The organism is Bacillus sp. EKM208B (assembly GCF_011800725.1).
Taxonomy (GTDB): domain Bacteria; phylum Bacillota; class Bacilli; order Bacillales; family Bacillaceae; genus Bacillus; species Bacillus velezensis.
The window spans coordinates 336,509-348,614 of record NZ_JAANHO010000003.1 but is presented as its reverse complement, the minus strand read 5'-3'; the positions used below and the strand labels follow the sequence as shown (position 1 = coordinate 348,614).

At 33.5% G+C, this 12,106-nt stretch carries 17 protein-coding genes and 2 pseudogenes; 2 read left to right on the top strand and 17 right to left on the bottom strand.

Annotation, left to right across the window (positions count from 1 at the left end; all coding sequences use genetic code 11):
* Positions 1 to 88: 88 nt before the first annotated feature.
* The 11 genes and pseudogenes from G9F75_RS07335 to G9F75_RS07285 all read right to left on the bottom strand — a co-directional run bounded on the left by G9F75_RS07335 (position 89) and on the right by G9F75_RS07285 (position 5,986).
* A complete protein-coding gene (locus tag G9F75_RS07335; protein ID WP_167408953.1) occupies positions 89 to 364 on the bottom strand; it encodes a hypothetical protein in 276 nt (91 codons plus the stop codon).
* Between the two features lie 61 nt (positions 365 to 425).
* Positions 426 to 788 (bottom strand): hypothetical protein, encoded by a 363-nt coding sequence (locus G9F75_RS07330; RefSeq protein ID WP_025649610.1) that lies wholly within the window; start codon positions 786 to 788, stop codon positions 426 to 428.
* Between the two features lie 612 nt (positions 789 to 1,400).
* The gene (locus tag G9F75_RS07325; RefSeq protein ID WP_014417483.1) at positions 1,401 to 1,871 is read right to left on the bottom strand and encodes a hypothetical protein; all 471 of its coding nucleotides are present in this window, start codon (positions 1,869 to 1,871) and stop codon (positions 1,401 to 1,403) included.
* A gap of 67 nt (positions 1,872 to 1,938) precedes the next feature.
* Positions 1,939 to 2,271 carry an HIT domain-containing protein gene (locus tag G9F75_RS07320; protein ID WP_101287878.1) on the bottom strand — a complete coding sequence of 111 codons (333 nt, stop codon included), beginning with the start codon at positions 2,269 to 2,271 and terminating at the stop codon, positions 1,939 to 1,941.
* A gap of 268 nt (positions 2,272 to 2,539) precedes the next feature.
* Positions 2,540 to 2,917: a hypothetical protein gene (locus G9F75_RS07315; RefSeq protein WP_162988634.1), complete on the bottom strand. Its 378-nt coding sequence runs from the start codon at positions 2,915 to 2,917 to the stop codon at positions 2,540 to 2,542.
* Between the two features lie 78 nt (positions 2,918 to 2,995).
* The gene (locus tag G9F75_RS07310) at positions 2,996 to 3,565 is read right to left on the bottom strand and encodes a hypothetical protein (protein WP_260399102.1); all 570 of its coding nucleotides are present in this window, start codon (positions 3,563 to 3,565) and stop codon (positions 2,996 to 2,998) included.
* A gap of 108 nt (positions 3,566 to 3,673) precedes the next feature.
* Positions 3,674 to 4,216, bottom strand: coding sequence for a hypothetical protein (locus tag G9F75_RS07305; RefSeq protein ID WP_103526981.1), 543 nt, complete (start codon positions 4,214 to 4,216; stop codon positions 3,674 to 3,676).
* A 67-nt stretch (positions 4,217 to 4,283) separates the two neighbouring features.
* A complete protein-coding gene (locus G9F75_RS07300; RefSeq protein WP_103526982.1) occupies positions 4,284 to 5,078 on the bottom strand; it encodes a CAAX protease in 795 nt (264 codons plus the stop codon).
* 345 nt (positions 5,079 to 5,423) lie between these two features.
* Positions 5,424 to 5,519: pseudogene (locus tag G9F75_RS07295) on the bottom strand (hypothetical protein); the annotation flags it as partial.
* Positions 5,503 to 5,732, bottom strand: a pseudogene (locus G9F75_RS07290) (hypothetical protein). The pseudogenes G9F75_RS07290 and G9F75_RS07295, both read right to left, overlap by 17 nt.
* Positions 5,732 to 5,986 (bottom strand): hypothetical protein, encoded by a 255-nt coding sequence (locus tag G9F75_RS07285; RefSeq protein ID WP_103526983.1) that lies wholly within the window; start codon positions 5,984 to 5,986, stop codon positions 5,732 to 5,734. The pseudogene G9F75_RS07290 and the gene G9F75_RS07285 overlap by 1 nt, the downstream one beginning before the upstream one ends.
* 107 nt (positions 5,987 to 6,093) lie before the next feature.
* Between G9F75_RS07285 and G9F75_RS07280 the strand changes: the two genes are divergently transcribed.
* Positions 6,094 to 6,234 (top strand): DUF8096 family protein, encoded by a 141-nt coding sequence (locus tag G9F75_RS07280; protein WP_230379021.1) that lies wholly within the window; start codon positions 6,094 to 6,096, stop codon positions 6,232 to 6,234.
* A gap of 20 nt (positions 6,235 to 6,254) precedes the next feature.
* On the opposite strand, the gene G9F75_RS07275 is transcribed toward G9F75_RS07280, so the two are convergent.
* The 4 genes from G9F75_RS07275 to G9F75_RS07260 all read right to left on the bottom strand — a co-directional run bounded on the left by G9F75_RS07275 (position 6,255) and on the right by G9F75_RS07260 (position 9,730).
* Entirely contained in the window at positions 6,255 to 7,169 is a 915-nt protein-coding gene (locus tag G9F75_RS07275; RefSeq protein WP_103526984.1) for a hypothetical protein, read from the bottom strand.
* Positions 7,170 to 7,290: 121 nt separating this feature from the next.
* On the bottom strand, positions 7,291 to 8,868 hold the full coding sequence (locus G9F75_RS07270) for a hypothetical protein (protein ID WP_103526985.1): 1,578 nt from the start codon (positions 8,866 to 8,868) through the stop codon (positions 7,291 to 7,293).
* Positions 8,869 to 8,995: 127 nt separating this feature from the next.
* Entirely contained in the window at positions 8,996 to 9,199 is a 204-nt protein-coding gene (locus G9F75_RS07265; protein ID WP_095272808.1) for a helix-turn-helix domain-containing protein, read from the bottom strand.
* A gap of 93 nt (positions 9,200 to 9,292) precedes the next feature.
* The gene (locus G9F75_RS07260; RefSeq protein ID WP_103526986.1) at positions 9,293 to 9,730 is read right to left on the bottom strand and encodes a hypothetical protein; all 438 of its coding nucleotides are present in this window, start codon (positions 9,728 to 9,730) and stop codon (positions 9,293 to 9,295) included.
* Positions 9,731 to 10,035: 305 nt separating this feature from the next.
* Here G9F75_RS07260 and G9F75_RS20060 point away from each other — a divergent pair, with 305 nt between their 5' ends.
* Positions 10,036 to 10,401: an acyltransferase family protein gene (locus G9F75_RS20060; protein ID WP_230379018.1), complete on the top strand. Its 366-nt coding sequence runs from the start codon at positions 10,036 to 10,038 to the stop codon at positions 10,399 to 10,401.
* A 303-nt stretch (positions 10,402 to 10,704) separates the two neighbouring features.
* Here G9F75_RS20060 and G9F75_RS07250 read toward each other — a convergent pair whose 3' ends face one another.
* The gene (locus G9F75_RS07250; RefSeq protein WP_103527240.1) at positions 10,705 to 11,076 is read right to left on the bottom strand and encodes a UPF0715 family protein; all 372 of its coding nucleotides are present in this window, start codon (positions 11,074 to 11,076) and stop codon (positions 10,705 to 10,707) included.
* A 203-nt stretch (positions 11,077 to 11,279) separates the two neighbouring features.
* The gene (locus tag G9F75_RS07245; RefSeq protein WP_230379017.1) at positions 11,280 to 11,798 is read right to left on the bottom strand and encodes a hypothetical protein; all 519 of its coding nucleotides are present in this window, start codon (positions 11,796 to 11,798) and stop codon (positions 11,280 to 11,282) included.
* Positions 11,799 to 12,106 lie beyond the last annotated feature (308 nt).

The following is a 12,106-nucleotide window of genomic DNA, read 5'->3' as shown; positions in this document are numbered from 1 at the left end:
ATTAAAATGATTTTGTATACATCTTCTAATTAACATTACAAACAGGATGAAAGTCAATATATTTCCTGTGAGATGTTGTCCATGACAGTTAGGAAATCAGCTGAAAATTTAATTGAAAACACCCCTGAATCTCTTTAATGGATAGTATTTCTTCCGGCAGATATTTCGAGAAAAACCCGTGTGATACAGCGTTTGGTTTCTTGCCGGAGCCGCCCTGCGGCACCAGATTCGTATCATTCAGCCCGCCGCCGCTGTGCTTCTTGTATACGCCGGCCGTGTATGTCGCGGCATTCGTAAAACACCCAGCCGCTCTACCCGAATTCATTTTGCCAGCCGGACCATACGGCGGAAGCAGGCGGCGCAACGGCCGCCGCTCCCATAAGTAACACAACTGATAAATGATTGACTGAATCGTTTTTTCACCGTCATTGCTTCCCCTGCTTTTTATATTCTGCGATTTCCTTAGGGGTAGCCTTCCGCACTCCGTCTGCGTCTGTCCTGTTTGCCACTTGAACGCCTTCCATGTTTTTTATCTCGCTGACTATTCCCAAATGCTCTAAATACACATGATCACCAATCTTGAAACGATTCTGTTTGGCCCGCTCCTCGGTCATGCTCCTGTATTCAGTCGCGGCTTTCATTTTTAATTCAGCCAGACACATTTGACAAAGTGTTACTGTTACAGAATTGCCGTTAAAATCAGTAAACGAAACCGATCTGACAGATTCCTTTTCCGGGTGCATCGTGCATGTTTTCTTCATAGGTGATAGCCGTGTAAATTCAATCATTCCGCTTCCTCCTCAAAAAAAGTCTTTTCGTCCCCTGACATAACTCCGGATGAATGGGAAGTTCCATACACCCGCATTCGAACTGTCACGACACCGCCATCTGACGGATATTCATACATCCTTCATAGCTGTAAGCCTATATTCCTTTATATTCCCAATGCTTGCCGCACTTCCCTGTTAAGATGAAGTTTCTAAAGCTGTTGACCAGTTGCCCATGTTGGTTCCATGCGGAAAGCCGTTTGGGCATCCATATCCCAATTCATATGGGTAAATTTCAGCCCTCTCATATGTGTGTATGCTTTTTAAAGGAGGTGCATCACATGATGTTCTAACAACCGATTCAACCTGAACAAAGTGATTTAGTCGACAAAAAGATTGTCGAGAGAAAAATGAACGGTGAATCTAAAAACAATTGATCTTTCTGAATATGAATTGCTGGTCAACGCATATTCCAAATTAATAAGATAAATAAAAATAGACCCCCTCAAAGTTAATGGTGAGGGGGTCTTGAGTATGCGGCCGATATTTCTTTATTGAACTCCAAACGAAGAGATGCAAAAATGGATTGAAGAGGTGATGATTTTGCCGCCATGTTAATGTACAAATATTTAATTAATACTGTATCAGTTTATTCAATATGTTAATTTTACTTTGATCTTTATTACTCTTCTTTGTTCTTCTATATCCATCTAATAAAGACATATTATAAACCTTGAGGTAATCATCAATAGTCAGCAAATGATATTTCGCTCCGTCATCTTCAAAAACCCCTAGGTTATGATAGTCTACATCTGCAAATGGTTTTAAATCCTCAATGTAAGCAATGCCTATTTTAGTATTCGTTTTCCTAAATTCATGCTCATGTAAATCAACCAATTTATATCCTTGCAGTTCCATAATTTTTTTAAGTTTTTCCCACTTTTCCTCTAAAAATATTAAAGGAATAAGGATGTCAATATCTTCTGGTGAAAAGTTCAACCCAGTTACCTTTTCAAGACCTAAAGAGCCATATAATAATGGAGTAATGTCTAACTCTTTATTAAGAGTTTTAGCTATATTTATAAATTCATTATACAATTTCATTTTATATCCTCAATTTTTGGCTATTTAGAATCAACTGCTCCTTGGAGTCCACTTTAAAAGGATTCTTTTATCTCAATGGGTCTCCTGAAGCTATATGCCAATGCAGATGCTTTGAATCCTGATAATCTCCTAAGTTTGTAAGCACCCTGCAAGAACCACTTTCTTTTGTCACCTTCGCCGCAACCTTTTTGATCACACCCAGCAACTCGAGTAAAAGTTCATTGTAGTCTTCTTCCAAAGTGATTAAAGAAGAGATATGTTTTTTAGGAATAGCAACAATATGCACCGGCCAAAAAGGTCTTGTATGATGATACGCCAATACATTCTCGGTTTCTAAAACTTTATTTACTTTTGTTTTTCCGCTTAATACTTCATCGCAATAAAAATCTTCTGTCATCATTAATCCCCCCCTTACTTTTTAGCGTTGATCTTCATAGTCAATATACAAATTCACTCAATGCTCTGCTTTATTTTTCACCTTTATCATTAAAATAAGAGAACCACAATAAACTTATGAACCCAGCAGCTCCTATAATTGTAGATATAATGTAAGTCCAATTAAGTAAATCCATAAGCTTTCTCCTCTAAGGAAAATTCAGATCCCTCTAAATAAAATTAATTAAATACAATGAGGAATAGCTCCTCATTGTACAAAGTTAATTCCACCTTTAAACGCCATGTTTTAGATTGTAATAAACCTCTTCTCGGATATCTTTTACAAATTTGTCGCAGATTTCTCTAGCAAAATTCCTTAAACACTTAGCAAAGTAAAGTATATTTTGCACGTGGTCATAACAATTAGTCATGACTAATATAGTTGCTAAAGAAATTAACAATTCTTTGTAGTTTATGCTTCCTGCTAATCCTTTGTAAATTACATGTTGATTATCAGTAAACACTGGATTATCCTCACATAAAATAAAATCGCATTTTGCAGCAACATCTTCACGTTCTTCATAAATCAATTCTTTTATTAATTCTGCAAGTTCCTTTACAGACAAATTAGAGTAACTGACTTTAAGAAGATTGAAAGAATCAACACCTATTTAACCGTGTAGGCCTTCCCGCCTAATATATAAAAATGTATTTTTTATATTAACTCCTTAAAACAATTATTTTGATTTTCACCATAGCTCTCCATCTTCAAGTTTTAAATTGAACACGTCTAAAAAGAGGTTTAATAAATATTCACACTCCTTTTCACCACCACAAAATTCTGGTGATAAAGCTACAGTTATCATGTCCCAATTCCACATTTTCTCTTTCATGTTTAATAATTGAGTCCTTATGGCTTCTTCAGGTAATAACAAAGAATTTGAGTTATAATCTAAATAGTTTTTATTAAAATAATCTAAGTCCAAATCAAGAATCAAACTTGTACCTTCTGTTTCCTTGTACCAATTTTCTCTCAAAACTTGTTCATAATGATTGTATGTATATGCTCGTCGGAAATTTTCAGATTGTTCAATATATACTGTATCATCGCTAATTGTAAAACAACCTTTTAATGTGCCATTTTTTTGTGCTGGTATTATAAATTCTACAATATTTAATTGGTTAGCGATTTCAACTGCCTGACTTTCCTCTTTTATATCCGAAGTATCTATTGGATTGTTACAGTAATCTAAATGCGAATCAATTGAATTAGGGATGCCCCAGGTTGTATGTATCCCCTTAATCTTCCTATTTCCCAAGCTGCAAAAGCGAAATTATGGTCTCTTGAAATAAAAATTCTTTTGTTTGGAAAACAAATACGTAAATTATCATGTAACATTTTTTCAATCATTTTTTAACCTCTTCTGCTATTTTAAATTATACCTTTTTAAATCTTCTAAGACTCTATAATGATAATCAGGATCCTCTTCTAAAACATCATAAATGATCTTTGTTTTGATGAAATCCTCTGCCCAAGACATATCAATTGTATCTTGCGAACTCACTAATAAAATTTTTTTAATATTTTTAAAGAAAGTAATATCCTTTAATAACTCTTCTCTAAGCTTCTGTTTTGTCAGAGGCATAAGAGGGTAAATAATTGCAAAATCCAAATCACTTGGTGTCTTATCCCATGTGCTTCTAGTAACAGTGTCAATATAAACTGTACTTCCGTTCAAATTATAAGGGACTCCTGTTTTTAAAGTTCCAGTTGCCTTCATAAACACCTTTGCATTATCTAAGCTGCTAGTTCTAAGTAAAATTCTTGATCCAACAAAATTCTCAGTTATGGTTTTAAACACAAGTTCATGTTTCTTAAACATGTTTGTTCCAGTCATTAAAGCAACTTTTTCATTTGATTCAATAAAAGATAGAATTTTTTCAATTGCTTGATCTTTGTTATTGCTCATACTTTTCACCTTCATTTTTAATTTTTAAAACGTAACACAATTAACAATGCAGATTACCATAAAACAACTATGTTAATTTAGCGATTAATAGTATAGTAATATCAAACGCTAGATGCACTATGTATCCAATAAAAAAGTTTCCTGACCGGAAAAACAAAAAAACTTGCATTAATGTAAAAGGTAAGCTGATTAAAAAAACGCATTGAAGAACATTACCGTTATATACTGCCATATGCGCTAGGCCAAAAATTAAACTGGCAGGGATTAAAGATATTATAACGACAATTTCATTGTTAAGTTTCAGTTTTAAAAACAATAAAAAGAAAAAGTAATACACAGAAAAGAACAGAATTTGCTCTGCTATAAGACTAATCGATAAACTATAAATAGTGATACCGATTGGATCCTCAACTGCAGGATTTGCACTTGGCTTTATTCCTTTTAGTAAGAGGCCTATGTTTACCGATAGTATAATCTCCGTTAATACTCCCAAAATTATATAAATCAATATTCTTGAAAATTTCACTTTAAAGAATAAAGCTCGGTAATTGCCTTTAAAAACATAGATAAAACTTAGAAGCAAGGGAAACGTCTGAAATATAGGCAACACCAAATTTGCTATTAAGATATTCCCTTGAGATATTCTCAGTATAAAATTGCCAACATGCTCAAAATAAATTACATAGGTGATCCATGTTAATGATACAGAAAAAAGCAAAAGAAGCTTCAAAAAACCTACTTTGTTTAATAATTGCTCAGTTTCAATTAATGTCCTCTTAATCGAGTTTATATTGTACTTAATAAATTCTCTAAATGAATCAGTATTTTTTTGATAAGAAGTTGAAGTTTGATTTACTTTCAATTTACACGTTCCCCTCAGATCCGCTCTATTAGTGTTCCTCTCTCATCTTTTTGTTTAGCTTGAACCCAATTAAGACATTGACTATCGCAGCTGGAAAATATAAAATTCCTGCATCCATTATTCCTAACTCGGTACCTGCCCCCACTGTAAACTACATTTCTGCATTTCTATGTTTCTTGACTTCAAGCTAAGTAATGCTAGAAGGCCAGCAAAACCCATAAGCCGTGCAATACCAGGAATAAAGAAATCTGTTAGGACTCCAAATAATTGCCCTACCTAATTGATAGCACAATCCCTAAAAAGCTGGACAATAAAACTAAATTTTAAATGGCATTTCACCCCTTTTCAAAGCCGCTTCGATTCAACATAATCAAACCGCTTCTGATACAGACCTTCAAGTATAGCAGCCCATTCAACCCACCCTTCAGCAACAATGCTTTTCTACGATTTGAATTTCCCTAACCTCACATTGCACATTACACTTTGTTTTGAGCTCACTTGCTATCTCAATGACTTCATACATTGTTTGCAATTTAGAAGCGCCGTGGAGCTCGCTAGATGTCAAATAACCGTCCTCATCTAACTTAAATGAAATGATTTGAAGTATTCCTTGTTTTCAAACTGCAGTACATAAAGATAATCAATCAAAGGCATTAATCAACCTCTTTAAATAAATTTGTAATCCTCATTACTAATGGCAGCAAACCAATTAACATGAAGAAGGCATTGGCGTTAAGCTTACTTTTGAAAAACAGGCTGGCCAAATTCCTTTCCATGCCCGCTGCTGTTTCTTTATCCATGAGTTCTTTAAACTCTTCATCATAGACCTGATCAACAAAAATAAACTTAATGCCAGTAAATAATCCAACTCCAAGCCAAATAATTAAAAAATAAGCTAATCCAATCATTTGTTCCCTCCCTATATCAAACGGAATTAGGTATTCTTGAGTATGTTGAATAAATTATGGGTGATCTTGTGGAAGAGAAATACGAAACAAACGGGTAGGATACTTCAATCGTTTATGGTTACAAAGAGTATCCTAATGTAAAATATGGTCACTGCGATAATCGCGATTACACTTTGTTCAAAAGCTCTGTGAAGAGTGGAATATTCTTACGTGAATGCCAGCGTTGCGGTATGAAAAAGAGCATTTAGTTTAATGCTCTTTAGCCTGTCTAATCTTCTTCTGTACCAACCTCATATACTTTAATTACTGAAACTGTAGTTGATTTTTCATTTATCTTTAGTGTTTCGGTTCCAACCTTTACCCCTTTAGCCGCTATAAAAACGGATTTCTTCGCAGATGGATTATTTTCGAGTTTATTTCTTATTTCCCAGGTTAAATCCTTAACAGCGCGTCCAACAGTGTTTATACCTGTATAACATTTTATAATGTCTCTATTTGCACCCCTCAAGAAAAAATAAGGATTTTCTAAAGATTTGAGGTTCTTCCATTCTGACATCCAAAGATATCCTAATACATAGAATGCGTTATCTACCTTTTTATTTTGTATATCAATTAAAAGTTTATCGTATGATTTAGTATTATAGAGAACGCACTGATCTTTTAATTCACTATATGTTTTCACTTGTGTTTCTTTGTCAAACTCTTTAAGCTCATTTCGTAATGCAAATAGAGATCTAACGCTAGCCAATTTTTCAATATTAGGTTTTATGGTAAATTTATTTGTTCTATTTAATTTTATTGAAGAATTTTTTTGATCTGTATAGGGGGAGAGACCATCTACATTGGGGCTCTCTAATTCGAATAATGGAACTCTCCATTCGACCCCGTGATATTTGATTCTCTTTTTGTTAGCAGTTTTAATGTTAACGTATTCATTTATATAGTCGCAATTTACATGGTTATTAAGCTCACCTTTTGGGAGCTTACGAAGGAAAAAATATGGTTTGGGATTCTTTCCACGTCCTTTATTATGACTTAACTTAGCCTTACAATTAGAAGTTGGACAATAAAAAATTTCACTTCTATCCTTCATTTCTTTAGTAACTTCTGTTGCCTTAATCGGTTCCAATTTACCCTTTGATCCTTTAACTAAAGCTTTATAAATAGCAGTCCCTCTCCCCATAAAACAAGCCTCCATTTAATTTTTCGCTCACTTTCATACGAATAGGCATAAGAAAAGTTTCAATTCTCTATAAACACTTCTTTTATTAGCAACATAACTTCCACTTACTTATCCCATCCCGTTAAGAAAAGAAGCTGTTAATATTAGAGATTAAATTTTGTAATTCATCTTTTGCATTCTCACTTAATTGAAAATAAAATGAAGCTGCAGCAATTGCTGTGGCAATAATAGAGAATATCACCGTCGTGATTGTGAGAAAAAAAGTGAAAGCTCTTAATGAATTATTTGTTTTAATTTCTAATAATTTAGTTGCTTCGTCTATCATCTTAGCGAAATATTGTGAGTGGTTAAATGTTTTTTCAACTAGATAGCTTGTATTATCAACAATCATATCAGTTACTGCCTTTTCTCTATATTGGGGTCTAGAAGGCTCAAATTCATTTGTCTTTTTTAATGTGGATTTAACGTTATCAAAATAGTTATCACCAATTTCATTTTTGAAACGTTTAAGTATTTGCAAATCTCGTTCTAACTCATGCCTTACATTTATTAGTCTATTATAATTTGGATTTTCTTTTTTTATAGATAAAAAGGTTTTATTCTGTTGAATAGCTACTTTTTTACTTACATCAAAAGCATATTCTCTAATAGCTAATATCGGAAGTAGCCTTTTAGTGAATTCTAGTAATGAATACACAATTTGAAAATCATTATAATGGTACATAGATTGCTTTTGTATTTCCGTGTTGCAAGTAACTTTCAAGGAGCAATCTAAAAAGTGAGGGCTTGTCTCCTCTGAGAATAACTGCAAATATCCATCCTTAGATACATCATAAAAATTATCCATGCCAACAGAACGCCAAAAATCATTATTTAAGCCTTTTTTCTCTCCCTTAATTTCACAAGAAAGTTGCTTTAATTTATAAACCTCAATGCTTGGTGGAATTATTCTGTTATTTGTGAAATACAAATCAAAATATCTGCTGATTTCGTTCATTGTTATCCATTTTAATTCGATTATTAAGTCTTCTAACATTTGATTCTTGATGATTGATTCAGCTAATCCTTTTGCACCCCAAAATTTAAAAAATTTCTTGAGAGACGGAGTGAAAACACTGCTTCCTTTTATGTTCTTCGTTACTAAGCTTTTATATTCATTTAGAAATTCATCCGAAGGCTTTATTAAAAATTGTAAAATAACGGATGAAGAAGTAACATGTGAAGCTTCCACATATATATTATCAACAAACCTTGATAGGCTTGGTTCTATTCCAATATCAATAAAACCAAAGTTACTCCAACGCCCACTATGAATACTTTGTTTTACTTCACTGCAAAAATTATCGATCCGTTCAAATTGTCCATATTCATGTTTTGAAGGAAATTTTTTTATAAGTTTCTTTAGTCCTTTGTTTAAATTATCTAGATTCTCAGTTGGTATATATTCCGCTACATATAAAGATAGTAAATCCAACTCAATGTTATTCGGTTTTTCATTTCTCCAAAAATTTCTGTCCCACCCTTCAATACTTTTCCTTGCATTTTTCAAGACTCGAGGAATGTACTTTGATTTAATGCTCCAATCCTCTTCTAAACGTATTTTTTTAATATACGGTACAAGTAAGTCAGTAAATTTTTTATTGAATTTATCTTTATAACTTAATCTCTTACTACTATATGGGTTTTTTATTTTTATCATGTGGCTCCCTCTTAAAATGTTGATTTTAAATAAAAGTACGATTTTATGTAGACCTAGAAAATTTGTAAGTATTTACTGTTCTTGTAACCTTAGCATAATTCGATCACTTTAAGTGTTCAATATCTTTTTAATCTTTTTTGTAAATCAACAGCTCATGCAGCTCAATGTCTAAATATGTACAGACTTTATCAAGCAGATCCCTTGGATACCGCTCCATTTCATCATGATAAAGCTTCCTAACTGTGTTAAAACCATGGTCAATATCATTGGACAGCTTTCGAATACTGATATTCCTTTCGTCTATTATCGGCTTTAAATTTGATTTAATCAATTTAACTACCCCACATTCATTATGTATGATCACTTTAAATTATCATCATATGCATAAAAAAGGTCAAGGATATACCTTGACAATGTACTAAACTTACCAGTCAAATGAATCTTCATGTTCAAATCCATAAATACCTTTAATCCACACATCTCCACAGCCTGGATTCTTTGTAATCTTTAACACATGATTGCGATTGGCATCTCCTTCTACTCGATCTGCAGCAGTATAGTCGGCATAGTTCCCTACAAACTGCTTTTCACTACGTGGGAATACCCAGCCAGCAAGAGTTATCCTACTGATTTTCATATTTAGAGTACACCCCTCAGCATTGCTAATTGTGAATTTGTAGAAGAGCCAAGTGCGATCATAAGTCCGATCAAAATAATCTGCCATTGAAAAACTCTCTGAATCCTCACTCATGTGAAAATTCACGTTTTTGTAGTCTAATGTAAGCTTCGCCTCAGCACTTGGTGTGTTAAAACTCAATATAAAACCAATGCAAATCACAACCAAAAAGATTAGCTTTTTCATTTCCTCTCCCCCTTTTTCCAAAATTATACTATATTTGAAATAAAGGTGAAAGAACAGGCAGAAGCTTCTTGATTTCCCTATATTCTCTATGATATAGCTAGATATACACGTATCTATGAATATCTACATGTATTTATAAGTATCTATACCTCCCTGTACCACACAAATATACCTTATTGAGAACAAAAATATTAATTTTAGTTCATTTTTAAGAACAAATCTTCCATTTTTATGATATAATCATCACTGCTTATAAGCAACCTTACTGCTTATTCGCCATATGGTATAGGAAAGAGGTTCTTTTAATGAACGTAAAACATTCTAACTGTTTCTTTGTTATCAGGCTGTTTGCTGCTCTTTGTGTGTTGATTGGTCATGCTACAAGAGATCTAAATATTTCTGTCTTTGGTTATACCCCAGAGAGCAAAGCAATATTTCACACCGGCATATCAATCTTCTTTTTTCTAAGTGCATTTTTTCTTTTCACTTCCTATGAAAGATCCAGGCTTAAAGGGAATAATGTAACTGATTTTTATTGGAGCAGAATCACCATCAGAATCGCACCCGCTATATACACCTATGCTATCGTCTCCACCATCCTGTTAATTGTTCTAGGAGCTCTTTCATTAACAGTATTCACTACTAAAGAGTACTGGACATGGCTTCACTGAACCGGTTAAACGATATCAGTATGGGAATTTTCATATGGCACATGGTGATTATCAACATCTTCTTGTAGGCCGAAATTGATAAAACATTGTCTGATTACCCGCTGTTGACAATTGCTGTTACTGCTGCCATCGCATTTCTTTATACAGAATAGTGAAAAAATCCGGTCTTAAATTACGCAATATAAAGACAAACAAGCCAGTCAAAACGAAGATTGCCAGATGATGGAAAAGAGCTGTTCTTATGTAGGCAGCCCGAATCCCGTTTAGCATGAAATGGCGTTTTTATTCTGAGTGCTCAGCTACTTAACCCGCAACTTCCTGTACAAGAATAGAGTCCCAAAGCCAAAAGATCAGAGCAAATAATACGCTGAATAAATATATCTCATAACTCGCTAGTATAGACCCTATTGGATTATAAGGTTCAAAGAGAACGGCCATGATTAGCCATGTAACAAATGAAGATACTGTGTATATTAAGAGATATTTTAAATTGAACCTTCTAGGTTTTCGGTTTAAGATAAGCTGCAATGGCAATTCAAAAATTAAATAACATGTCAACATGATCCCGCTAATTATAAGATAAGGGACATATTCAGCTTGATTCAGGATGATAACATATACCAGTGTGGCACATATGACCGACAGAATAAGGACAGCTAGGTATCTTACCACCATCAAATCTATCTCCCCCCTTGCGATTAAATTTCGTAATAATAAGGATTTGACCCAAGGATAGATTCGGCCCTTATTTTCACACCATTCAACAAATCCCTTTGATTGTTCTTCTTTAAACAACAGCCAGTAATTCAACAAATCTTGATAATAATTAAGTTGTTCGTTATTGCTTTTTCTTGTTTGGTGACATTCAAGCTTGTTGTTCAACTGCCGGGACTTGGTAAAAGTGTTTGATCTTCTTTAATATCGCCTAGATATAAATCTTCGGATATGTGATGAAATGAATACCACAAGGTGTTCAAATGAATATCAATTAACGTTAATAAAGATAATTGTTCATTACTCCCACCTAGTCTAAGTGCATTATTCAAGTAATCAACACGGTTTTCAGTATTTAAAAACACACCATACCACCTGTATGGTCTTGGATCTTCGGGGTTACTCTTCATCCATGCTTCAAGCAGAGGCTTTAAAAGAGCCATTTCCAAAGGGTGAACAAGTATATGGTGAATATCATCTGATGTTTCTAATAAAGCAAATAGCCAACAAGCAAAATTCTGTTGTGCATGATTATCCCACGTCTTGGCTTCATCGATAAAGGAAGATAATGCTTTAAGGGATTCTTTACGTAATCCTTTTTCTTTGAGAAAGCAAAACTTTTCAAATAATGGGTATTCATCTAATCTGTCATTTTTCAAAATATTAGTTAAGATATTTATCATTGTTCACATCTCTCTTTGTTAGAGTAAAGACGTGTTTAAACTTAAACCATCTGAAACACGGCATACAATGCAACTTCAGCTACAAGCAAATAAATCATATATCTAGCATAATTGAATACATCTTCATCAGTATTTTTCTCTTTTTTAAAAGTCCATGCAAATAAACCTAATACAGTTGCCACTAATGCGATTTCAATTATTGTTAATATTTACATACCTTCCTCCTAAAAAAGAACAGGGTAAATAGACTTATGTTAACTTTCATTCAATTAAGTCTCTTCAGTCAGGATTTATCTTATAAAAACTTT